General features: G+C 41.7%; 23 protein-coding genes. 10 read left to right on the plus strand and 13 right to left on the minus strand.

The annotated features are described in order from the left end of the window. Nucleotides 1-286: 286 nt before the first annotated feature. From V7654_RS09605 to V7654_RS09615, 3 genes are all read right to left on the minus strand, one after another. A complete protein-coding gene (locus tag V7654_RS09605) occupies nt 287-1795 on the minus strand; it encodes a coproporphyrinogen III oxidase (RefSeq protein ID WP_335430119.1) in 1509 nt (502 codons plus the stop codon). Nucleotides 1796-2202: 407 nt separating this feature from the next. After that, complete coding sequence (locus V7654_RS09610; RefSeq protein ID WP_335430120.1) at nt 2203-3075, minus strand: Cof-type HAD-IIB family hydrolase; 873 nt, start codon at nt 3073-3075, stop codon at nt 2203-2205. A 149-nt stretch (nt 3076-3224) separates the two neighbouring features. After that, nucleotides 3225-3581: a YlbF family regulator gene (locus V7654_RS09615; protein WP_335430121.1), complete on the minus strand. Its 357-nt coding sequence runs from the start codon at nt 3579-3581 to the stop codon at nt 3225-3227. A 257-nt stretch (nt 3582-3838) separates the two neighbouring features. Between V7654_RS09615 and V7654_RS09620 the strand changes: the two genes are divergently transcribed. The 6 genes from V7654_RS09620 to V7654_RS09645 all read left to right on the plus strand — a co-directional run bounded on the left by V7654_RS09620 (nt 3839) and on the right by V7654_RS09645 (nt 9220). Further along, complete coding sequence (locus tag V7654_RS09620) at nt 3839-4942, plus strand: YheC/YheD family endospore coat-associated protein (protein ID WP_335430122.1); 1104 nt, start codon at nt 3839-3841, stop codon at nt 4940-4942. Nucleotides 4943-4962: 20 nt separating this feature from the next. After that, nucleotides 4963-6048, plus strand: coding sequence for a YheC/YheD family endospore coat-associated protein (locus V7654_RS09625; protein WP_335430123.1), 1086 nt, complete (start codon nt 4963-4965; stop codon nt 6046-6048). Beyond that, entirely contained in the window at nt 6045-7412 is a 1368-nt protein-coding gene (locus tag V7654_RS09630) for a YheC/YheD family endospore coat-associated protein (RefSeq protein ID WP_335430124.1), read from the plus strand. The genes V7654_RS09625 and V7654_RS09630 overlap by 4 nt, the downstream gene beginning before the upstream one ends. Beyond that, the gene (locus tag V7654_RS09635) at nt 7409-8608 is read left to right on the plus strand and encodes a YheC/YheD family protein (RefSeq protein WP_335430125.1); all 1200 of its coding nucleotides are present in this window, start codon (nt 7409-7411) and stop codon (nt 8606-8608) included. The genes V7654_RS09630 and V7654_RS09635 overlap by 4 nt, the downstream gene beginning before the upstream one ends. Nucleotides 8609-8748: 140 nt before the next feature. After that, entirely contained in the window at nt 8749-8961 is a 213-nt protein-coding gene (locus V7654_RS09640; RefSeq protein WP_335430126.1) for a YheE family protein, read from the plus strand. A 73-nt stretch (nt 8962-9034) separates the two neighbouring features. After that, nucleotides 9035-9220: a hypothetical protein gene (locus V7654_RS09645; protein WP_335430127.1), complete on the plus strand. Its 186-nt coding sequence runs from the start codon at nt 9035-9037 to the stop codon at nt 9218-9220. 140 nt (nt 9221-9360) lie between these two features. Here the strand turns inward: V7654_RS09645 and V7654_RS09650 are convergent, their stop codons facing one another. Then, entirely contained in the window at nt 9361-9621 is a 261-nt protein-coding gene (locus tag V7654_RS09650; RefSeq protein WP_335378276.1) for a metal-sensitive transcriptional regulator, read from the minus strand. Nucleotides 9622-9873: 252 nt separating this feature from the next. Between V7654_RS09650 and V7654_RS09655 the strand changes: the two genes are divergently transcribed. Together V7654_RS09655 and V7654_RS09660 are read left to right on the plus strand one after the other, a co-directional pair. Further along, nucleotides 9874-10686: a PucR family transcriptional regulator gene (locus V7654_RS09655; protein ID WP_335430128.1), complete on the plus strand. Its 813-nt coding sequence runs from the start codon at nt 9874-9876 to the stop codon at nt 10684-10686. 221 nt (nt 10687-10907) lie between these two features. Continuing rightward, a complete protein-coding gene (locus V7654_RS09660) occupies nt 10908-12008 on the plus strand; it encodes an ABC transporter ATP-binding protein (RefSeq protein WP_335430129.1) in 1101 nt (366 codons plus the stop codon). A gap of 60 nt (nt 12009-12068) precedes the next feature. Here V7654_RS09660 and V7654_RS09665 read toward each other — a convergent pair whose 3' ends face one another. Continuing rightward, nucleotides 12069-12242 (minus strand): hypothetical protein, encoded by a 174-nt coding sequence (locus V7654_RS09665; protein ID WP_335430130.1) that lies wholly within the window; start codon nt 12240-12242, stop codon nt 12069-12071. A gap of 490 nt (nt 12243-12732) precedes the next feature. On the opposite strand from V7654_RS09665, the gene V7654_RS09670 reads away from it, so the two are divergent. After that, the gene (locus V7654_RS09670; protein ID WP_335430131.1) at nt 12733-12936 is read left to right on the plus strand and encodes an alpha/beta-type small acid-soluble spore protein; all 204 of its coding nucleotides are present in this window, start codon (nt 12733-12735) and stop codon (nt 12934-12936) included. Between the two features lie 78 nt (nt 12937-13014). On the opposite strand, the gene fumC is transcribed toward V7654_RS09670, so the two are convergent. The 8 genes from fumC to iadA all read right to left on the minus strand — a co-directional run bounded on the left by fumC (nt 13015) and on the right by iadA (nt 23127). After that, nucleotides 13015-14394, minus strand: a complete 1380-nt coding sequence (gene fumC / locus V7654_RS09675) for a class II fumarate hydratase (RefSeq protein ID WP_335430132.1) — start codon at nt 14392-14394, stop codon at nt 13015-13017. A gap of 590 nt (nt 14395-14984) precedes the next feature. After that, the gene (locus V7654_RS09680) at nt 14985-17000 is read right to left on the minus strand and encodes an ABC transporter ATP-binding protein (protein WP_335430133.1); all 2016 of its coding nucleotides are present in this window, start codon (nt 16998-17000) and stop codon (nt 14985-14987) included. Continuing rightward, nucleotides 16997-18754, minus strand: coding sequence for an ABC transporter ATP-binding protein (locus tag V7654_RS09685; protein WP_335430134.1), 1758 nt, complete (start codon nt 18752-18754; stop codon nt 16997-16999). Before V7654_RS09685 ends, V7654_RS09680 begins: the two co-directional genes overlap by 4 nt. 464 nt (nt 18755-19218) lie before the next feature. Next, nucleotides 19219-19437, minus strand: coding sequence for a sigma-Y antisigma factor component (locus tag V7654_RS09690; protein WP_335430135.1), 219 nt, complete (start codon nt 19435-19437; stop codon nt 19219-19221). Next, nucleotides 19434-19781 carry a YxlC family protein gene (locus tag V7654_RS09695; RefSeq protein ID WP_335430136.1) on the minus strand — a complete coding sequence of 116 codons (348 nt, stop codon included), beginning with the start codon at nt 19779-19781 and terminating at the stop codon, nt 19434-19436. Before V7654_RS09695 ends, V7654_RS09690 begins: the two co-directional genes overlap by 4 nt. Further along, complete coding sequence (gene sigY, locus V7654_RS09700) at nt 19747-20298, minus strand: RNA polymerase sigma factor SigY (RefSeq protein WP_335430137.1); 552 nt, start codon at nt 20296-20298, stop codon at nt 19747-19749. Before sigY ends, V7654_RS09695 begins: the two co-directional genes overlap by 35 nt. Nucleotides 20299-20538: 240 nt before the next feature. Continuing rightward, entirely contained in the window at nt 20539-21822 is a 1284-nt protein-coding gene (locus V7654_RS09705; protein ID WP_335430138.1) for an MFS transporter, read from the minus strand. A gap of 129 nt (nt 21823-21951) precedes the next feature. Beyond that, the gene (iadA, locus tag V7654_RS09710; RefSeq protein WP_335430139.1) at nt 21952-23127 is read right to left on the minus strand and encodes a beta-aspartyl-peptidase; all 1176 of its coding nucleotides are present in this window, start codon (nt 23125-23127) and stop codon (nt 21952-21954) included. A 207-nt stretch (nt 23128-23334) separates the two neighbouring features. On the opposite strand from iadA, the gene V7654_RS09715 reads away from it, so the two are divergent. Then, nucleotides 23335-23658, plus strand: coding sequence for an HPr family phosphocarrier protein (locus V7654_RS09715; protein ID WP_335430140.1), 324 nt, complete (start codon nt 23335-23337; stop codon nt 23656-23658). Nucleotides 23659-24513 lie beyond the last annotated feature (855 nt).

Genomic DNA, 24513 nt, shown 5'->3' on the forward strand with positions numbered 1-24513 from the left:
ACTACAATCAACAGGTTATTAAAAATCACCATTCAACTTTAACAGAGCCAATCTTAATGAATCTAGATGCTTCAGCGAGGCGAGATAGAAGCTTGGACATATTTTGTCGGTTTTACATTTATCGACACATTATTGCTGAATAATAGTATTCCTACCGAATGAAAGTGCCCGCTTAATCTTTGCCATTCTTTCAATACACCCACACTATGCTGAAAATAAAAATGCTCCCGATTATGGCGGGAGCATGGGTATTCATCTCTCTGATCATGGCTGATGAAGCTGTAATCTATAACAAAGCCTTTTTAAACAATGAATCAAGAATCTCGATTTTTTTATCTGCGTATTCTGCAAAGCTGTCATTATAGGACTTCGGATCTTTTGGATTTGAAAATTGGGTGATGACCCCGGTCTCTGGATCGATGAATTTGCTTGACGCACCGCAACCCAAGCCGATGATCGTCTGCTGCTCTTCCATGATGATGATATTGTACAGGCTTTCCTGCTCAGGCATGGAATATCCAACATTCTCAAGATTGCCCAGGATATTTTTCTGGCGGTATAGATAATATGGTACATAGTTATGCTGCTTTGTCCAAGCTTCCGCCATTCCCATCATCTTTTCAATTTCACTTCGGTCTGCTACTTTATATTTGTTCTTATTTTTTGTCATTTCAGAAGCTCTTTTAAATGAAAGAGTGTGGACTGTCAATGACTCTGGCATCAACTTTTCTGATTCAGCCAGGGTATGGGCAAACTCCTTCGTCCCTTCGCCTGGCAGGCCGATGATCAAGTCCATATTGATATTGTTCATGCCCATTTCGCGTGCTAGGTGAAATTTATCGACTGTTTCCTCAACGGTGTGGTGGCGTCCAATTGCCTTTAAGGTTTCCTGGATGTATGACTGCGGATTGATGCTGATGCGGTCAATGCTCCATTTCTTCAGCACTTCCAATTTCTCAGGAGTAATCGTGTCAGGGCGTCCCGCTTCTACGGTTACTTCCCTGATTTTCTCCACATCCGGGAAGGATGCCTGGACCTCTTCATAAAGCATATCCATTTCTTCTGCAGTAATCGAGGTGGGAGTGCCGCCACCATAGTATACTGTCGTAATCTTGATATTATTTCTCTTCAGCCAGTCGCCAATCTGCCTGATTTCATGGTGAAGTCCGCCCAAGAATGAATCAACCGACCCCTGCCTGCCATTAATTGCATACGCCGGGAATGTGCAATATGCACATTTCGTTGGGCAGAAAGGGATGCCGATATAAATGCTGACCTCGTTTTTCAAATCATAAAAATCAGGAATTACGGCCAACTGGCGGTCAACGATTTGCTGCATGAGTTCGATTTTTTCATCTGAAATAAGATATTGTTCTTTTAGCTCGTGGTGGGCAGCTTGCTTTTCCATCCCTTCATGCATCTTTTTATGCAAAAGCTTTGTTGGCCTGACACCTGTGAGGATGCCCCATTTTTGAACGATTCCAGTCCAATCCTGAAGAACTGTCAAATAAGCTCTGGACACAACATTTTTCAGCAGCTTGAATGCTTCCTTTTCACTTAGCCCCTGGGGGATTTCTTTTTCCGCATCCGCTAAAAATACTGCCCCTTCCCGCGTTGTCAAAGAAGCATTAACTGATGTCAGTTTACCGTAATTTATCGAAAACTCGATTTTAGCGTCTGCATCTGTTTCAACTTCTCCAAGAGCCACATCAGATTCTTCAAAGAATAAATTTGCAATCAAAGAGAGAGGCCGCAGAAACCTGTCATCCTCAATTCCTATTATATTAATTTTCATTTATTATCACCTTTTCATTAAACATGCTTCATTTAGTGTAATAGAATCTGGTTTAATAGGTCAAGACAGTGCAAAAGCTACCATTTTCTGTGATTGGTATGGGATCTCTTTGTGGTTATTCTAAGTATCTAATTTTTAATCTAAGGCTGTGTTAAATTAGACTGTTGATTTCCGCTCCAGGCACTCGCTTTCCGCGGGGCGTCAGGTGAGCCTCCTCGTCGCTATGCTCCTGCGGGGTGCAAATGATCCATGGGATCATTTCACCTTGGTCTCACCTGGTCCGCTTATCCCGCAGGAGTCGAGTGCCCTCCGCTACAATCAACAGGTGCAAAAATATACATTGACCTTTAACACAGCCTAATATAAAAGAAGCATGCCTTGCTGAAACCTAGGCATGCTTTCCTATGTTACATCTTAATAATGTTCATTTTACGAAGAAATTCAATTGGTTGCTGTTTGCGGAAATGTTCCTTAACCATGTAGCTTACACCATGCTGGTTATTGGAGCGGGTTACCCAATCTGCCGCTTTTTTTACCTCGACTGGTGCATTATTCATAGCAACCCCGAGTCCGCATGCCTCAATCATTTCCATATCATCCTCTCCATCACCGATCGCCACCATTTCCTTTAACGGGATGCCAAGGTTTTCGCCGAGATGGATTAGGCCGCTCAATTTAGAAACGCCCTCAGGCATTATATCAAGCCTATAGTCGTTCAATTTTGAAAGCGAAACTTCAGAAAACATTCCTTTTATCGCCTGTTCGGCATCGGTCAAGTCCTCTTCATATTCGAAATAGACTTCGATTTTCGGAGGAGAGATTGGTTCACTTACTAATGTTTCACTAATTGAATCGGTGAATTGCTGAGAATAAAAAATTGGATCACCAGTAGTGAACACCGTTTTCGCCAGCAAATTATGATTCAGCTTATATTTGTTTGCCAGCGAAAATTTTTCGTGCACAATGCGGATTTGACATGGAAAGCTTTCCAGGAATCTGACAAGCTGGAAGGTAACATCTTCCGGGATTCGTTTTGCTAGAAGCGGTTCACTTCGCAGGTCAGCAGAGATATAGGATCCTAAATGTGTTACGAGCAGGGAATTTATTTTCAGCGCTTTTGCCACCTTTTTAGCAGATGGAAAACTTCTGGAAGTTACTAGAGTCACATAGACTCCTTTTTGCTGAACGTATTCGATTGCATCTCTGGTTGATTTATGGAGCCTTCCATTTGATTGGAGAATCGTGCCATCTACGTTAAGCGCGAGAAGACGGTATAACATTTGTATGCCCCCATTTCTTCGGTGTTTTTGTCCTTATTTAACTTGTATGATAGAAACCGAAGGAATAGAACAAAGGCAAGATGCATGATTTTCTTGCTGATTTTACGCAAAAACTCCCGGCACTTCTGCCGGGAGCCAGTTCAATCTATTTATTGCTGGTTTGGGTTGCCATAAAGCTCTTCCAATGGCTTCATGATGATCTGGTTAAGTTCGGCAATAACCATGCTCATCCTTTGTTCAGCTTCCATCAGCTGTGAAATTTTTTCGTGCTGCTGCACTAATGCCACTGTCTTTTGAGCCTGTTCCACTTCTTCTTGTGTAATTTCCTGGCCCATCATTTGCTTTTCCTGCAGCTGCATTTGGATATTGCGGAAGCTTTCGAACATTTTTTTCGCTGTTTCATCACTGTTTACCGCATCATAAAGATTTTTTAAGTTCGTATATTCCGAACTATTCCTGATTGCCTTTTCAAGTTCGTAGGCTGCATCGTAAGTATTAACTGCCATTTAAATCACTCCTTCTACGTTAAACGCTCCACTACACTATAACAAACTATGCAATCAAATGCGAGAAGTTCGAAATGGCTGGCATCCTGCTCAATCACCCTTAAAAATCACCATTAACTGACCATATTCATAATATGCATTATGTGTGTTTGCCTATTTTAAAGGAGGCTGTTTTCGCAATGCAGATCATGATGAAGCAGCGGAAAACATTGCTGCATTTTTTACGAAAAGAGCCTCACAGAAATTGAGGAGAATCTATGACGCCAGCAAAAACGCAAGGCCAAAAAATTAGCCCTGTCATCGCTTTGCTGACTGAAATAAAAGAAGAACAAGGACCAGACTTCGGCAAAGTCCACTCTTTCTGCGAAGAGCTTCATCAGGGGGTATCTGAGCTGGGAGGAAGCTTTTATGTCTTTTCACTTAAAGGCTTTTCTGACGAAGGAGTTGAGGGCTTTTATTATGATGACGATGAGGATGATTGGAAAAAAGGATCCCTTCCCTTCCCCAATGTGATCTACAATCGGATTTCTTCACGGCGTACGGAATATAGCAAGGGATTTAAGGGATTTTTAAATAAATTGGAATCACGGGGAATAAGTATATTTAATCACCGTTTTCTTTCAAAATGGGAAATTCACGAATTTTTAATGAAGGAAGAGCATTTGCATCCTTATATTCCCGAAACACAATTGTTTACGGAACCGGTGCTTGAAAGCATGCTTAACCATCATGATGAGCTATATATTAAACCTGTGCATGGAAGCCAGGGTCGCCAAATAATCCAGCTTGTAAAAGATGATGGCCTTATCCATGCTTCTTTTTCCACTGTGCAGCCAAAAGAACTCCCTGCATTCTCAAATGTTAAAAATTTAGCTCGAGCTTTATCCAACAAAGTGAAAAAGCAGCAGTACATCATCCAGCAGGGGATTCAGCTATCTGAACTAAATGGGAGAAGAATGGACTTCCGGGTCTTATGCCATAAAAATGACCAGCATTTCTGGCAGGTCACATCAATCGTCGCAAGGGTTTCAGCTGAACATTACTTTGTTTCAAATATCGCGAGGGGTGGCGAGGTAATGCGCCCCGCCCATACTCTATCTTTGATATTTGGCAAGGAACAGGCAAGACAGCAGCTTGCGCTGATGAAAGAATTGGCTCTTGAAACTGCGGAAGCCATCAGCCAGCATGCCGAAGGGTTGACTGCAGAGCTCGGGATTGATATTGGAATCGATATTAAAGGAAACCTGTGGCTGATCGAAGCCAATTCCAAGCCTTCTAAAAATTTTGAAGAGCGCGGAACGAAAATCCGGCCTTCGACGAAAGCCATAATTGAACATTGCTATGGACTTTTTGAATCGTAAAGGCCAAGAGGAGTATGAGTATGATTTCATTTGGAATGATGTCACTGAACTTAAATAGTGAGCTTTCTTATTTTACAGAGATTGCCCGGCAAGCGAACCCTTCTCTTTTCACCTGCTATAGGTTTGCTCCCGCAAGCATCCAACCCGTAAGCCAATTGGCCATAGGAGAACGCTTTGACACTAAACATGATAAATGGGTCAAGGGAGAATTCCCTATTCCCGAAATTTTATATGACCGTTGTTTTTATTCCGATGACCTTCTTTCCAAACAATCAATGGCCATTGTCAGGTGGCTGAAGAGCAGGTCGGATATAACCTTCCTCGGAAGCGGCCTTCCAAATAAGTGGGCGATTTACGAGGCACTGTCAACATCCAGTCTCTCTCCGTATATTCCTGAAACCTATAAAGCGACAGACGGAAAAATGGTGGTCAGCCAGCTGAAAAAATGGAAAAAATCCGTTCTTAAGCCCACATTTGGTTCCGGAGGCGCAGGGATTTACAGCATAGAAAAAGATGGCCGTGATTTCATTGTCGCAGCTGATTTTACTGGGAAAATGGTACAGAAATATTTTCAAACCGAGAGTGAAACAGAGGATTGGCTGAACCATCTCTTCAATAAGAAAGAATATCTTATGCAGCCTTATCTTGCGTTGACAGATTCGCAAAACTGCCCATTCGATATCAGGATTCTCCTGCAAAAGGATATGACAGGCACATGGACAGTAAGAGGAAAAGGGATCCGCCGTGGAACCGAAGCCGGCCTTATTTCTAACTTAAGCGCTGGTGGTGAAATTTTAGCTTTCGATGTTTTTGCAGAATCCCTCAGCATCAAGACAAAAAAATTTATTTTACATGAACTTGATGACATCCTTTCCAAACTTCCCGTAATCCTTGAAGCCTCATTCCCAAAACTTTTTGAGCTTGGAGTCGATATTGGCCTTTCGCAGGATAATGCCCTGTGGGTGCTTGATACAAATTCAAAGCCTGGAAGAAAAGTAATAGCAGCAACAAATCCGGAAATGAAGGAGATTCTTTATAAAGCTCCGCTAGATTATGCCTATTTTCTCAATAAAAATCAAAAAGAAAGGGAGGAACAGCACTCATGAGAAAACGATATCCAATCGAGATCATCCATCATTCCAAGCAAATTGTTTTTATCCCGGATGATCTTCCTAACGGTAAAAACATCAGTAAGATAGCATTCGGAAATAAGGTGCTGGATGTTACTTGCGCTCCTCACCCAAAGGGCAGAAATGTTATCGTCCTGAGCAATGATATCCAGAAGGAATTATCTATGCCAGACCTTACTGCTCCATTGCATGTGTTTATCGACCAGCAAACCCTGTTTATCGGACCGTTAATCGGAATACTTACATCGGGTTTCACACCTTATCCTTTACGACCCATTGGTGAAAGATCGATGTTCTTTGCAAAGCTCCTTTCCGTCAATAAAATGGTTGGAGCCCTTCCCTTCGTGTTTGGTGAAGAGCATATTGATTGGGATAATGGATTGATTAATGGCTATTTCTTTGTAGATGACGGCTGGAAGACGATGAAAGTTCCATTCCCAAACGTCGTCTACGACCGGCTGCCGAACAGGAGGACGGAAAGAATGTCTGAGCTTCGCAGCTTGAAGGCGAGAATGCAGACTGATTATTTGATCCCCTGGTATAATCCAGGTTTCTTCAGCAAGCTTGATGTGTTCGAGAGGCTGCAGCAGGATGAAAGCGCGTCTGAATATCTGCCTGAAACCCATCAATTCTCTTCTTTTTCTATCATTGAACGGATGCTCTCGAACTATGGCAATGTATATGTGAAACCTGCAAATGGCAGTCTAGGCCACGGAATCCATCAAATTCTGTTTGATAAACTGACCGGCGACTATTATTGCCGCTATCGTGATCATGAAGGTATAAACAAATTAACGAAATTCGACAGCCTTGAAAAATTAATGAAAAAGGTTTTCCATAAACGGAATCTATCGCACATGATTGTCCAGCAGGGAATAAGCCTGCTCAGATCTGAGAAAAGGCTGATCGATTTCCGGGTCCATACAAATAAAGATGAATACGGAAAATGGCAGGTAGCCGCTATCGCCGCAAAAATTGCCGGACAAGGAAGCGTTACTACACATGTAAACAATGGCGGGGTCGTAAAATCTCTCGATGAACTATTTGAGAATAAAGACGAACGGGAGCTGTATGAAAAGCGGTTGTCGGAGGCTTCCTTGCTTCTTAGTTCAATCTTGGAAAAGAATATGGAGGGAATCATCGGGGAAATCGGCTTTGACCTCGGCATCGATAAATCCGGTAAGGTATGGCTCTTTGAAGCGAATTCAAAGCCAGGCCGATCAATATTCAAGCACCCAAAGCTAAAGAACTTTGATTTGCTGACACGCAAGCTATCTCTTTCATTCGGCATTTACCTGGCAGAGAAAGCAATAACGGCCCCAGAGGAAATTTTCAAATGATTCTCCGATTTAATTCAGAATCGAAAGAGTGGACACATGAAGCCAGAGCTGAAGAGAATATCAGCTTTGGCTTTAATAAAATCAAGGTTCCTGCTTCATCAGGCCCCCTGCCCGAAAATAGCCACCGATTTCTGTTAAATAACTTGAATGGGACCACCGGGCCATTGATTGGCATTATGACAGCCATGAGCAGGAAGATGGCTCTGTCAGGCAATGGCACCTTATTTCATGCCCTACAAACTGAGGTTTCGAAAAGGGATGGAATGGTTGTTATATTTCCGCCTGAAACACTGGTAAAGGATGCAATCACAGGCGTCACTTATTTACCTGATCAGCAGAAGTGGATCCCAATCAAGACCCCCCTGCCCCACCTTGTTTTTAACCGAATTCCTTTCCGTCATGCAGAACTGAAGCCCGCATTCACTGATGCCGTTAAATACCTTTCTGCACTGGGGATTCCTTTTTTTAATCCAGCTTTTATTAATAAAAATAAGTTGTACTCATTATTTTCAAGGCATTCGCAATTACGCGATTTAATGCCAGAAAGCATCGCTATTAAATCGATGATCCATTTAGCATCATTTCTTGAAAAGCATCGTGGACTCTATTTGAAGCCAGCCTCTTCCTCAAAAGGCATTGGCATCTTTCGCATCCGTGAGTGGAGTGGTGGAAAAATCGAATTTTTCAGCCATTCATACCAGCATATTTATCCAAGCATGAAGGAATTCTGGAAAGTGAAGGGCAGACAGCTTATAAAGCATGAATATATCGCCCAAAAAGAAATTTTCCCTGCCTCCATTGACGGCAAAAGGTTTGATTTCAGGGTGCATGCCCATGATGGACCGGATGGCTATGAAGTAACCGGGATTGGAATCCGCCAGTCCCAAAAGCAGGATTTAACGACCCACCTGCCAAATGGAGGAGTTATACTGCCCTATGTGAATCTCAGAAACGAAAAACATGATCAATTCTTTTCATGGGCAGTCAAACAAATAGGACAGCTGCTAACAGATGAACTCGGCTACTTCGGGGAATTCTCCCTTGACGCTGGGATTTCAGAAAGTGGCGAATACGTCATTTATGAAGTAAACTCCAAACCAATGAGCTTCGATGAACCCCACATAGAACAAAAACGCATCACCGCACTCGTTAACCTCTTCTTCCGGAAAACAAACTTCCAACCCCCTGTTCTGTAACGCGGTAAACCATTGGGGGTCTGACCCCCAGCACTGTGACGCGGTAAACCATTGGGGGTCTGACCCCCGGTGCGGTGATGCTTTTGTGCATTATTGTGTTATATAATAATGATAATAGAATTTGTTCAGGGGGATCATTTGTGATTACACATTTTCAGTTTAAGCCGTTGTTTGAGAATAAGGATATGCCGGGCTGGCATTTTTCATTTTATTTCAAGAAGCAGAAATACACGGGGATCTACCAGTCAAATGGGGATATTGAATGGACTTCAAATACTCCAATGGAAGAATCTGTGGACGCTTTGCAGGCTCAAATCCATGAGCTTATGCTTTTTCATGTTTATGATAAATGAGTTATTGCAGATGAGATGTATGTTTATCCCGTCTTTCCGGAATTCTAAGCGTAAAAGCTAGAAGGAGGACATTATGAAAGATAATCGTGATAAACAGTTCGCAGCTGATCTGCAAAATGAAGGACGGGACAAGGTATATGTTGATGTCGACCGGATGATCAATGAAGGCATGGCCGGAGGACATGTTTTCCGTGCAGAGAGCATGCCCAATATAGAGGAAAGCCGTGATTTGTATCCTGAAGACCCTCCAAATGAATAAGGAAAGCTCTTTTCGTTAAACTGATTTCTTGCAGCCAAAAGTAAAAATCGACTTTGAGATTTTTACACTTTTCATCATTAATCATTGCTAAAAACAACCTTACGCAAAAAAAGACACCGCATCCACAGGATGCTGGTGTCTTATCTGCTTTTTACAATCATGTTTACTGCTTCTTTTATAGCTTCATCGGCATCTTTGCCTTCGTTTGCTGCTTCAGTAATGCAAGATTCAAGATTCTTTGCAACGATAAATCCAATTGCACGGTCTACTGCAGATCGAACTGCTGACAGTTGGGTTACAACGTCCTTACAATGGTTTTCTTCTTCCATCATCCGGATGACTCCGCGCACTTGGCCTTCTAAACGCTTTAAGCGATTTTTCATTTCTGCTGTGTATTCCATTTTTGTACACCTCTTCCTCTTACGGTACCCCGTATTGTATCTATTATACCAATATTTTTTCCTTTTTTCTACCAGAAACAGCCTTATGGCTATTTAACAATTGAAGACTACTCCTGTTATAATAAAAGAAAACTTATCTTTTATCAATTTAAACCTGAGGATACTTATATGATTAATAAAATATTAGCCTATTTCCCTAATTCTGTCACGCAGGATTTTCCCCCAGCTGATTCATCAAATTACTATTGGTTTATGGAAAATCAAGATGACAAACTTTGGTTCGGCATCCCTAAAACAGATTTGTCCGCCAGCCAGCACGAACTTCTTAGCATTCTTTTTCATATTGCTGAAGAGAAAAATACATCCGGTCTATCTGGGGCTGCTCTTACTTGGCACCAGTTTCTGTTTCACGAGGGAATTCTCCCTTTAACAAACTCCGATGAAGTAAGGTTCATCCAGTTCCACTTTCACTCAAAGGAGAGTGACCATGAGGAAATCTCCGAAGCATTGCAAGGCTTTTTCCCAGATCACATCGTTATCTGGCTGCAGGATTCATATGGATTTCTGGTGGAAGAAAGAAAAGAAGTTTCAGAAACAGCGGATGAGCTTGAATCCATATCCTCCACATTTGAAAGTGACTTTTTTATCAAATTGTCTTTTTATATAGGTAAATTCAATAAACTCACTGCACAGCTTCGAGAATTTTTTACAATCGAAAAGCAGCTATTCATGCAGGCTATGAATCACAATACTAGGGATCATGTATATACTTTTGAAAAAATATTCCCGATCTTACTTGCTTCAAGCATGCCCGACGAGCTTAAAGCGATCCTTGAGACATCTGTACTTGAAGCCTTTGAAGAAGACAGAGAATTGATGTCGACAATCAAAGTATTCCTGGAAAGCAATTCAAATGCTTCCCTTGCTGCAAAAAAACTTTATGTCCACCGCAATACGTTGCAATACAGGATGGACAAGTTTATGGAAAAAACCGGAGTTCATTTAAAAGATTTCGACACTGCGGTAATGGTTTACCTCGCCTGCCTTTATGAAGAAATGCGGTAGATTATGATATTTTAACAAAAAGTACTTTTCATTTCTGTCTAAAAGTGAAATACAAAAACATTAATACCTGATTGAACAGATTGCATAATACGTTTACATTTCCATTTGAACACATTGCATAAAAGGGCTTACATTATTTTTGTGCATCCTGCCGATGATTAATACCCTCCCTTTCCGCTAAACTGTGTATTGTAGACAAACACTCAGGGAGGCTTTAAAAAATGGCCGAGTTAAAATTAGATCACATTTATAAAATTTATGATAACAAAGTAACTGCTGTAGAAGATTTCAACCTTCATATTCAGGATAAAGAATTCATCGTTTTCGTTGGACCATCTGGCTGCGGTAAATCTACCACACTTCGTATGATCGCTGGTCTTGAAGAAATTTCAAAAGGTGACTTCTATATCGATGGAAAGCGCGTGAATGACGTTCCTCCTAAAGACCGCGATATCGCCATGGTTTTCCAGAACTATGCACTTTATCCTCATATGACTGTATATGATAACATGGCTTTCGGATTGAAGCTGCGTAAGTTCCCTAAGGACGAGATCGACCGCCGTGTTAAAGAAGCTGCTAAGATTCTTGGTCTTGAGCCTTACTTAGACCGTAAACCAAAGGCACTTTCTGGTGGTCAGCGCCAGCGTGTTGCCTTGGGCCGCGCGATCGTTCGTGATGCTAAGGTATTCTTGATGGACGAACCTTTATCAAACCTTGACGCAAAACTTCGTGTACAAATGCGTGCTGAAATCGCAAAGCTTCACCGCCGTTTGAACACAACTACGATTTACGTAACGCATGACCAGACTGAAGCAATGACAATGGCGACACGTCTAGTAGTCATGAAGGATGGAGTAATCCAGCAGGTTGGAGCTCCGAAAGAAGTTTACGAAAACCCAGAAAACGTCTTCGTTGGCGGTTTCATTGGATCACCTTCCATGAACTTCTTTACTGGTAAACTTGAAGAAGGTAAGTTCACAGTCAATGACTCTTCAATCGCAATTCCTGAAGGAAAAATGAAAGTTCTTCGCTCTCAAGGTTATGTAGGAAAAGAGATCATCATGGGTGTAAGACCAGAAGATCTTCATGATGAGCCAGTTTTCATCGATGCTTCTCAAGGAGCAACTGTAAAAGCAACTGTAGAAGTATCTGAACTTACAGGTGCTGAAACAATGATTTATTCTCAATTTGCAGGCCAGGACTTCGTAGCACGTGTGGATTCCCGCACTGATGTTACTCCAGGCCAGGTTATTGAACTAGCTTTTGACATGAACAAGGTTCACTTCTTTGATGCAGATACTGAATCTAGAATTCGTCCTTAATAGGACAATAAAAAAAGCGACTCCAACTTATGCTGGGGTTGCTTTTTTATTGTCCAGAGCCTATTCTTTTATCAAAAATACCTTGCCGTTTCCGCATTTGGAGCATTTGAACAGATGCGGGCATTCCTCTTTTGCAAAATCAGCCGGATACCCATCCTCAAGCTTCATTTGGTCTATCGGCATATACGGGCTGTAATCATCATAATAGTCTGCTTCTCTGCCTTTATTCTCCATGCTGCCACCACAATCAGGACAAGCGGGAGTCATAGCGCTGAATCCGTTGCAAAGCGGGCACATCCCCATTTCATCAGTCCTTTCTACCTTCTGTTATCGATAGCTTATGTTGTAAGGTCTGTTCGTAAACAAAAAAGCTAAAGGGATTAGGCTTTTTCCCTTAAACAACAAACACTCGAATATCTCATAGAAAAAATAAAAATTTATTGGAATTAATTACCTGATATTCAGCGCGAATAAACTTTTTCAAACAAAACATACTAGTTATTAATAAAACAGCAACAAAAACAACGCAGCAACAACAAGCGGTAAAAACTTATTGGGTTAAGCCTTAGAAGGCAGCAAATCGTGCGCGCCGGTGCAATCCCGGCTAACCCATCCATTCTCCCTAATATGGGTTAAACCAGGCGGCATGGCAGCAGCCATGAATTGGTTCGATTCCAAACTAACCCAAAATACAACTCTGAATAACACAAAGGAGGAAACACTAATGGCTAGAAGCAACAACTCTAATCAATTATTAGTTCCTGGTGTTCAACAAGCTCTTGATCAAATGAAGTACGAAATCGCAACAGAATTTGGCGTACAGCTTGGTGGAGAAACTACTTCACGCGCTAACGGTTCAGTTGGTGGAGAAATCACTAAGCGTCTTGTGCAAATGGCTGAGCAATCACTTGGCGGTTTCCAACGCTAAATTGCAGTAAACAATAAAATAGAATGGCTTAGGCCCCCTTTATAAGGGGGCCTCTTTATTTGTTTTCTGAACAAACGGTTATATCATTTTCTCCGGCTTAACCCATTCATCATATTGCTGTGATGTCAAATAACCGCTCTTTATAGCCGCTTCTTTTAAAGTCGAATTTCCCTTGAAAGCAAGCTTGGCAATTTGGGCTGCTTTTTCATAGCCAATATGCGGATTCAATGCTGTAACAAGCATGAGCGACCTCTCCACGTGACCAGAGATTACTTCAAGATTCGCTTCGATTCCTTCTGCACAGTTGTCATTGAACGACCGCATTCCATCTGCCAAGAGCCTAGCGCTCTGAAGGAAATTATAAATAATGACCGGTTTAAATACATTCAATTCAAAATTGCCCTGGCTTGCTGCAAAACCAATCGTGGCATCGTTGCCAAACACCTGGGTCGCTACCATTGTAAGTGCTTCACTCTGAGTAGGATTGACTTTTCCTGGCATAATGGAGCTTCCCGGTTCGTTAGCAGGAATGGATAGTTCTCCAATTCCGCTCCTTGGCCCGCTTGCAAGCCACCTGACATCGTTTGCGATTTTCATTAAATCTGCTGCCAATGCCTTCAGAGCTCCATGCAAAAATACAAGTTCGTCATGTGATGTCAATGCCTGGAACTTATTCGGTGCAGAATGAAATGTCTCATCCGTTTGTTCAGAAAGCTGCTTTGCCATTTGGACACCAAAATCCTTGGAAGCATTGATTCCTGTCCCTACAGCTGTTCCGCCAATTGCCAAATCGCGCACATACTTCAGCCCTTCAGATATCATCCTTTCATTCTTTTCGAGCATCGCGCGCCAACCGCTGATTTCCTGTCCCAAAGTCAGTGGAGTCGCATCCTGCAGATGTGTCCTGCCTATTTTTATCACATCATTAAAATCCTGTTCTTTTTTCCTGAGTGTGGTCTTAAATAATTCAAGCGCAGGCAGCACTTCGCCAGTCACTTTTTTTACAGCGGCAATATGCATTGCGGTTGGGAACGTGTCATTCGAGCTCTGCGACATATTAACATCATCATTAGGATGAACCTTTTCGTCTGACTTAGATTGTTCTAGCAATTCATTCGCTCTTCTAGCGACCACTTCATTAACATTCATATTAGATTGAGTTCCGCTGCCTGTCTGCCAGACAACAAGCGGAAAATGGGTGTCGAATCGCCCTTCAAGAATTTCGTCACAAGCAGCCTCAATTGCTTTTCCTTTTGCCTTAGGCAGCTTGCCTGCATTTGCGTTCACTCTTGCAGCAGCCTTCTTGACCTCCGCAAAAGCATATATGACCTCAAGCGGCATTTTTTCAGTACCAATCTTAAAATTCTGCTTGCTCCTCTGGGTTTGTGCTCCCCAATATTTATCTGATGGTACTTTGATTTCGCCAATTGTGTCTTTTTCAATACGATAATCTGACAAAACGATCCCTCCTCAACCTCATTATTATACTTATCAATACTTTTAAAACATTTCCGCCTTTAGGATACCGTTTTTTCCGTTCTTTTCCCAGAAAAGTGCATCAAAAAAGCGGAAGCAGTATGTAACACTGCTTCCGCCTTTCATTATTTCTTTTTTCACTGATCATTATGCCTTATGGTAAATTGCATAACCAATAAAATAGCCCAGGATCATGATGCTTGCGATGCTTAATGTTACCGTTAAGTCCGCCATGTTTAAAACCCCCTGATTGATATAGTTAATTTATTTTAAAATTACCACATGATCACAGGAACCCAAGACGGTAATTCGTAACTTTTTGTGACAATGATGTGAATAAGGATGGGGTTATCATTGGGGGGAATTTTTTGAAGTCAACCGTTTATTACTAGATAGACGCGATATATCACTAGTTGAAGTCATTTTATCACCGGTTGGCATGATATAGCACATGTTGAAGCATTTTTCACCAGTTGTACGATTTCCCAACTATGAATGCTGAATTTCATATACCTGCTATCTGCCAAATTATATAAAAAACCGCACCCAACCAAGTGAGTGCGGCAATTTCATTACCCTGCCTTCACCTTGTTTCCAAGCTGAAGCTGATACATTTGATAGTATTTCCCTTTTAACTCCATCAGCTGGTCATGATTGCCCTTTTCCACGATTCGGCCGCGGTCAAGAACAAGGATTTGGTCTGCATTCCGGATGGTAGATAGCCTATGGGCGATGATAAAGGTAGTTCTTCCTTCTTTAAGGATATCCATCGCTTCCTGGATAATCGTTTCTGTTTCGGTATCGATGCTTGATGTCGCTTCATCAAGAATAAGGATAGCCGGATCGAAAGCAAGAGCCCTTGCAAAAGAAACAAGCTGACGTTGACCGCTTGATAATGTGCTGCCCTTCTCGATCACTGGCTCATCGAAGCCCTTTTCAAGATTTTTCAGCACCCGGTCAGCTCCAACGCTTGCAAGTGCCTGCTCGACAGTTTCCCTTGAAATTCCCGGATGATCAAGGCTGACATTGGAGGCAATCGTACCTGTGAACAAAAAAGGATCTTGGAGGACAATCCCCATATGCTTACGCAGGGTCTGTCTCGGCATCTCCGCAATATCCATACCATCGATGATGATTTTGCCTTCCTGTGGATCATAAAACCTGAATAGCAGATTCATGATTGAGCTTTTACCAGAGCCAGTATGGCCGACTAATGCGACTGTCTCACCCTGCTTCGCTTCAAAGCATAGATCCTTCAGGACGTATTCTCCTTCTTTATATCCGAAGGAAACATGGTCAAAAATGACGTTTCCTTTGTAGCGAGGAATCTCCTTCTCAGAGACGTCGATTCCAACTTCATCCATCAGATTAAATACCCGCTCTCCAGCAACAAGAGCCTGTTCCAGATTTGCAAGCTGATTGACGATTCCCTGTATAGGATTAAACAATCGGTTGATATAATCAACAAATGCGTAAAGTACCCCAAGGGAAATCACTGATGACGGCTGCAGGGCCTGGGCCCCAAAGTACCAGATGAAGGCTACAAATACAAGGTTCCTCAACACCTGAACAAGGTTATGCGAAGTTGTTGAATTAAGATTCAATAATTTATTTTGAAAGGTGAAATGCTCTTTATTAAGTGTTTCAAATTCCTGCTGTGTTTCTTTTTCCCTGCTGAACGCCTGGATAATGCTCATACCCTGGATTGATTCGTTGATCATGCCATTTATGTCACTGACACGCGAACGAATGACATGGTTGTATTTAGATGCGTATTTGCGGTAAAGCTTCGTCCAGATGAACAGGATTGGCAATAACAGCAAACAAATTGCCGCAAGCTTCGAATTTAAAATAAATAGAGCAATATAAATTCCAGTAATATAGATCAAGCTCGTAAAGAATGTCGATAGTACGGTTACATATAATTCACGGATTGCCTCTGTGTCATTTGTAATACGGGCAACAACTTTTCCTGCTGGAAGGTTATCGAAATACTGGATTGGCAGCCGCTGGATTTGCCTGAACACATCCTCGCGCAGCTTCTGAATTATCCGGTTCGCTGATTTTTGCAAGTAAAATTTTTGCCCGTACTGGAAGAGTGACGCAATCACCAGCAACCCAAAGTAAAAAGCGAGAAGCTCAATGATGTTTGGAATTTCTGGTTTGTAAAAATTAAGCAACTCATCGCCAGATAGTACCTCAGCTTCATATTGGGCAGCCTTGGAGCCTTTATTGATAATTAAAACCCCATCATCATAACTGCGTTTTCCATCGAATTCAATCTGTCCATTTACGAACACGAAATTCCGGCCAACCTGCAAGATCCTTGCTGCTTCATCTTGCGCAGCATCACCTTCAGCCAACCCATTCTTTGTGTAATGTTTGCCATTATATTCAACCGATTCCGATCCCGGTTCGGTTTCATACCATACCGATTCGATTCCCAATATATGATCATCAATCAGCTTCTTGGCGATAAACGGACCTGCCAGATCTGCGACAACCGCTACTGTAAGCATCGCCAAGGCAATGATGATTATTTTTTTATAATTTAAAGCATATTGAAACAATCTTTTTCCAGTACTCATATGGAGTGCACCTCCTCTTCGACTGCTTCTGCCTGCTGCCTGATATACTGCTCGCTGTACCAGCCGTTCTGAGCCATTAATTGCTGATGCGTCCCTTCCTCAACGATTTTGCCGTCTTCAAGGACGACGATATGATCAGCATGCTCAACTGCAGACATTCTGTGTGTAGTAATGATGGTTGTTTTTGCATTCCGCTCCCTGCGGATGTTATCAATGATTTTTTTCTCGGTCTTTGCGTCGACCGCTGACAGTGAGTCATCAAGAATCAATATTTCTGGATCCTTGATCAATGCGCGGGCAATCGAAATCCGCTGCTTTTGTCCGCCCGACAGCGCGACTCCTTTCTCGCCAACTAGTGTCTCAAGGCCTTCAGGCAGCAGCTCCAGGTCCTTACGGAAAGCAGCAAGATCAATGATTTCCTGAAGTTCCTTCTCTGTCGCCAATGGGTTGCCGAACAGAATATTCTCTTTTACCGTCCTGGAGAAAAGGATGTTTTCCTGAGGTACATATCCCATCCAGCTGCGCGTCTGCCTCAGGCTATGTTCCTGGATTGGGACTCCAGAGACAAGGAGATTTCCGCTGCCTTCAGGGTACTCCCTTAGCAGCTGTTTGATTAAGGTAGTCTTCCCGCTTCCAGTCTTTCCGACAATTCCGAGCGTTTCGCCCCGGTTCAAATGCAATTTTATATTATCAAGATTATTTACTTTTGATGAAGGATACTTAAACGTCAGCTCTGACATATGAACGTATTCAGGCTCATTTCCTTCAACAGGCTTTACTGGATCAGCAACATCCTCTTTATAAGCCAACGTTTCGTTCAGGCGGTCCAGTGAAGCATTGCCGCGCTGCATGACGTTTATGAGCTCTCCGATTGCGAACATCGGCCAGATCAGCATCCCAAGATAAACGTTAAAGCTTACCAATTCTCCTAGTGTAAGCTTCTGCTGGAACACTAAATAAGCTCCGTAGCCTAAACCAATCAGATAGCTTAAGCCAACAAGAATCTTAATCGTCGGCTCGAACAAGGAATCAATTTTTGCTACCTCGATGTTCTTTCGATAAACATCCTCAGTCAGTTCATGGAACCGGCCTTCATCCGCTTTTTCCTGAACATACGCACGAATGACACGTACACCGGAAACTGACTCAAGAACTCGGTCATTCAACTCACCGAAGGCATCCTGTGCAGCAGTAAATTTCGCGTGAATCTTTTTTCCATAGATGTTGATCATCACTGCCATAATCGGCAGAGGAATAATCGAAACAAGCGTAAGTTCCCAGCTGATGAAAAAGCCCATCATGAATAGGATCGTCAGCATGAAAAAGGTTGAATCCACTATCGTCAGAATTCCAAAACCCGCTGTGACTGATATGGCCTTCAAATCATTTGTCGCCCTTGCCATCAAGTCACCAGTTCGATTCTTTTCAAAAAATGCAGGTGTCATCTTTATTAGATGCTTCATAAAGCGGCTCCTGAGTTTCCGTTCAATCAGGAATGCCCCGCCAAATAACTGGTACATCCATACATATGTGATCAGATAGGATACTACTGTAACAAGCAAAAGTCCGCCTAAATATTTCAAGATGACGGTTTGAGTCATCGTTCCGAGCTGAATTGAATCAATTGCCATTCCCACAATCTTTGGCGGAAGCACATCCAGTACTCCGGCAAAAATCATTAAGGAGATTGCAACACTGTAACGCTTCCAGTTTTCTTTAAAAAACCAGCTTAACTTTGATAAAACGGATAACATGCCAACACTCCCTTTCTTTTTATTAATCTTCACTAACCGCTTTCCAGCTTTTCACCATTTACTAATTTTTTCACATTTACATAAATCATCTTTGTTTCCTCCTCTGGATCAAATTTTGAAGGGGCTGGAGTTAAGTTGATCATCTTCCTGTCTTTAAGCTCTGGAGACAAAAAAAGACATACCGCGGCATGCGATATGTCTTGAATCTTCCGATAAAGACAGAAAAAGGCACACGTCACGTGTAATACGTAACCGGTGCCTTTGAATTAACAGAGTAAAAACATTAAAAACTCAGTAACGGTTAAAGGACAGGTTACGTTTATATAATTGAGCGTATCTTGCAATTTTGACAATGTTCATATCTGTAACCCTCCTTTTTAGCTTAATTTTCCATTCCCTTTTGTAAGGTTATCACCGAACAAGCAATCATGTCAATTCTAATTTTTCTAAATTTTAGCTCATCATTAAAGTTCATCAGGGTCTCTCCGGAAAATTTTTCGGGCAAAGACCAAATAAACGAACAGTGGAACGGGAGCCTGGATCAATCCAAGAATTCCCCATAGCCAATAATTATGGCCATGCTTGCGGGCATTTGTAAAAAGAAAAATACTTTGAGACAGTAAAATGGCTGGAACAAAAATAAGCATTAAAATTGTTTCTGTTTGTGTCAAATCGCCATTCATTTGCCTTCCACCTGCTTCTGGGCTCCTTTATAACTGTATATTACAGACACTGCTACGGCAGCCACCTGAAGGATTAAAAACAGCTGAGGAATTTCCATCAAAGTGAAAATTACTCCGCTTAGGATCAACACAGCGCTTAGGATAAACCAGCCTAATTCTCTTCGGTACTTTTTCTGTATTTGCTCCTGCTGACTGAGTACTATTTGTTCAAACCACTGTTCTCCGGGGCTGTAGGTATCAAGAGAATCCAATTTTCCAAGTCCTTCATTGAGCTGGCTGATGGTTTCGAACAATTCTTTGTCCAATAGGTCATCGTTTGGCGAGATTTCGTTTCGATCTGTCATCTAATTTCAGCTCCTTTCTTACTGCTAAAAGCCCATGATGGACTCTTGACTTTGCAGTACCCGCAGCGATATTCAGGATTTCTCCAATTTCATCATAAGAATAACCATAATAATGTTTTAAAATTAGAGGAATTCTCATTTCCTCCGTTAGCTTTGCAAGGGCAGCCAAAGCGTCTGTCCATTCTTCATTTCTGGATTCCATGTACCACTGCAGCTTACGTGCCGCAGCTTCCCCTTCATTCCATTCTTTCTCCCGCTTTTTTTTGCGATGCTGATCAATATACAGATTTGTCGCTATGCTGATCAGCCATGATGAAAACTTTGATTTCCCATTGAATAAATGAATCTTTTCCACACATTTGGCCATCGTTCCCTGTGCAAATTCTTCAGCAAGGTCAGGATTCATCGTAATTTTCATCAGGTATTTTACCAGCAGGGGGTAATGTTCCCGAAAAAGGATCGCAAAAGCACGGTGGTCTCCTTTTTTAGCAAAACTGATTAATTCTTTCTCTTCCATCAAGCAAGCCTCGCTTTCCCCGCTACCCCGAAAATTCTCTCTCTAAAAGATTATCTGTTTATTAGACGTTCAATGAAATGAATCGTTCAAAAATTTTCAAGAAAATCTGTTTTCATATGGAGTTTTGCTTTTCATTATTCGTTCTTCCTTTTCGACCTCTTTTGAGAGACTAAAATTTATGTAAGAAAAGCACCTCACCTCATCAAAAAGGAAAGTCCCGACAGGACTTCCCTCCAAACTCTATAATGAACCTTGTTGTATGGCAGATTCTTTTACAGTCGTTTGATTTTCTTCTGCGAGCTTTGGCAAAACAATCATGTAAAATACGCCAACAATCGCGAGGCAGCCACCAACAATCCAATAAAGCACTTCAATCGAGAGGATGGCCGGAAAGCTGTAAGCAATAAAGGCAAGCGTCAAGGAATGCGACAGCATGTTGAGTGGGCTGATCAGCCCCTGGACTCTGCCCATCATCTTTGGATCAATGATGCTCGGAAGCCAGCCGCCAATTCCAATATTGATAAGCGGAAGCGCGAGCGCAGAAACAAACAGAAGCGCCAGGTAAAGCACAATATTGTTTGGCAAGGAAGCAAATGCGGTAAAGCTTCCTGCCACAATCAATCCAACCGATATCAAATGGTAAAGCTTCATTTTCTGTGCCAGCAGTGAGGCAATAAAGCTGCCGATCAGTACGCCAATTCCAAAAACGAAACCGATGACAATCGAATATTCTTCATAAGTATCTGGTGCAAGCTTATATTTTAGGATAAAAATCGGCATGACGGAAAATCCGCCATTGACGATACCAAAAATGAAAAATCCGATAATCAAAGCAGACAGCAATTTGCTGCTCAGAACGTACTTGAAACCCTTTTGGAAATCTTTAAATACCATCTTAATATTCAAATCACTTAGTTTATGTGCACCATTGGGCAGACGGGCGTCCTTTGGCACTTCTGTAGCATGGATTAACAGGGCGCTTACAATGAAGGAAAGAGCATCTACTAATATCGCTCCATAGATTCCAATTGACCAATACGCGAGAATTCCAAGGCCATTCCCGAACAGCATGAACAGGCTCATCACCAGCTGGTTCAAGCCAGCAGCTGTCGTGTAATCTTCCTTTTGCAGAATACCCTGCACCATCCCATGCTCTGCTGGAAAAAAGAATTTTTGTATCGCACTTCTCAAAAACAAGACCCCGAATACAAACGGCATCCACCCTATATAGATGGCAGCAATCAGCAACAAAGATAATCCTGCGCTGACCCAATCGCAGTACACCGCAATTTTTTGCCGATCCATCCGATCTGCCAGGACACCAATCAAAAAGAAAACGGCAAGCATTGGCAAGGAATACATTAGCTCTGTTATCGTAGCGTATACTGGTTGAGAGCTAAAACGGTCAAGCAGGAAAAACATAAACGCGGTCAACCCGATCGTACTTCCCATTTGGGAAGTGAAATTTGCCAGGAATAATTTTGTAAAACTCCTGTTCCGGAAAATCTCCGCAAATTTTTTCATTTCATATACCCCTTATTTTTCATTTGTTATCTCATATGATAGAGAGATTTAATGGAAAAAATAAGCATCTCTTGACCGTTTGTTTCTCCATCCTAAGACTGAGCTCCTTTTGACCATAGCCCTAGTTTTTTAATCCTCAAACGTCCCTTTTACAACAGGACTGCCATTCTCCACCATCATTTTTCCGAGGGCAATGACTGAATGTATCGATAAATCTGTCTTATTAAGCAAGACAAGATCTGCATCCTTCCCTGCTTCAACTTTTCCTTTTTGATGAAGCTTAAGGATTACTGCAGGGTTTTGCGTGATGACTCTTAGTGCTGTGCTAATCGCGATGCCCTCTTGTTGGATCGCATCTTTTACTTCTTGATAAAGAGAAGAAACTTTTCCAATCTTAAGTCCAATCAAGTCGCCAGCATTATTAAAATCAGGCAAACTCGCCTGGCCATCAGATGTGAATGTGATTTGCGAAATATTAACACCCTGCTCAAGCATTTTTCTCAGACCAAGGCTGCATTTAACTTCGCCTTCATCAAAAAATTTAGGTATTGAACTGGTCGTGAAATCTACATAGCCGCCCTTTTTGGCATATTCCATCCCCTTTTCAAATAAATGCGGATTGCGATTGATATGGGTTGGATAGAATTGACGGATCGGGATATCTGTCTTGTCAACAACCTCTTCAATTACCTTCAAGTGGTCGAAGCTATCACCAACATGAACATTGACTACTCCAGCCTTGCCGGACAGCATGCCGCCGATTCTTGCCGCAGATGCAATCTTCGCCATTTCTTCGTACGTCGGCTGTGAAGATCGATGGTCGGCAATTGCAATTTCGCCAACACCGATAATTTTATCAATCAGGATAAGGTCATCTTCAATTTTGCCTGTTAGTGTCTTGACCGGTACTTGATAGGAACCTGTGTGGACATAACAGGTGATACCTTCTTCTTCCAGAGCACGAGCTTTTGCAATCAGGCTTTGCATCGTCCTCGTAGTTCCGTCTGTGCCAATAACACCGACAAGTGTTGTGATGCCGGCAAGGGTGGCATTCGTCAATTGAAGTTCAGGAGTCCTCGTCCTATAGCTGCCTTCTCCGCCGCCGCCCATTATATGTACATGGGAATCAATGAAGCCCGGAACTATATACATACCTGCAGCATCAATCACTTTTATATCCACGAACCTTTCAGGTACCGGGATTTCATCTTCAATGTAGCCAATTTTATTATTAACGATTAAAAGATCCTTTTTACCTAAGTATTCAGGAGCAAAAATTTCGCCATTTTTAATAAGCGTCAGCATTTCTTCCACACCTCTTAACAATTAATATCTATGTTTATTACATCATAATACAGACGGGAGAAACTGCAAATTGATTCCTGACTGATTGAATGCTATGTTGCCAACTTAGCCCAATCTGCTTAATAAAGGTTTTCATTCCTTAAGGAAGGGGTAATATTCTATTAACCTAATAAAATAATATAACGAAAGATAAAGGAGTTTATATATATGAAAGAAATCATGTCTTCAAACGTTATGGTACAAAAAAGGTTCACAATGAAAAAGATGCTGGAAATTTATCAGGCAGCTAAAAAACTAAATGGCACTACTTATTTATACAGCCGCCAAAAAGCAGTGGAAGCTACCTCTTTATCAAAGCTTGTTTCCTTCCTGTTGACGGTTGAACCAAACACAACTTTAAAAATTATTATGGAAGGCACAGATGTAGAACAGCAATTAGATCAATTGACGAAATTGCTGACGAACGAAGCTTCTCTATTGCGTGTTAACCGCAAACAGCTTCTAGAGTCGTCTGAATCATTCCAGATTTAATATTAAATTATATTGTATAGATATAGAGGTGAAATTTCATGGTAAGAACTATTTTAATGGTAATCGGCGCTATTGTCGTAATTGGATTTTTAATGCGAATGCTATAATATCAATTTTTTTAAAAGCAGCATTTATACAAGCAAGTCAGACTGCAGTCAAACTCGATGAAAATGAGTTTGACTGCAGTCTTTTTTTATTCGAGCTATAAGGTCTCTTGATTGCTTGGAAGCAATTAAAATAGGGGAAGCACGGCACCAATATGGACTCTTAGTTACTAGGAAATTAGAAAAATAGGTAACCCATAAGATCTCTTGGATATCTAAAATTACATAAATTGAAAAAAAAGAGCGCCTATAAGATCTATTGGATACCTCAATATACACTAATTGGAATATTGGGGCGCCAATTAGCCATCTTGGATTCCTTAATATACATAAATTGGAAAAATTGAGCGCCAATAAGGCCTCTTGGATTCCTTAATATACATAAATTAGCAAAATAGAGCGCCAATAAGATTTATTGGATACCTCAATATACATAAATTAGCAAAATAGAGCGGCAATAAGACCTCTTGGATAACGTAATATGCATAAATTAGAAAAACTGATGACCAATATGACCTCTTAGATCCCTACATTTGAAGGTGGCAGGATTAAAAACAGGCGTGAATTCTCTTTTGAATTCACGCCTGAACTTTATAGGAAACTATCTATTTAACCAATGAAACTGATGACGACTGCAATCTCTAAATCTATCATGAGGTGCTGCCATCATCTTTAGTAATTCCTTAATTTCCATTCCCGGTTCCACCAGTGTCGCCAGTGCCTCCTGATCCGCCGGTATCTCCTCCTGTGT

Origin of the sequence: Bacillus sp. JJ1609, assembly GCF_036967045.1 — a bacterium.
Taxonomy (GTDB): domain Bacteria; phylum Bacillota; class Bacilli; order Bacillales; family Cytobacillaceae; genus Mesobacillus.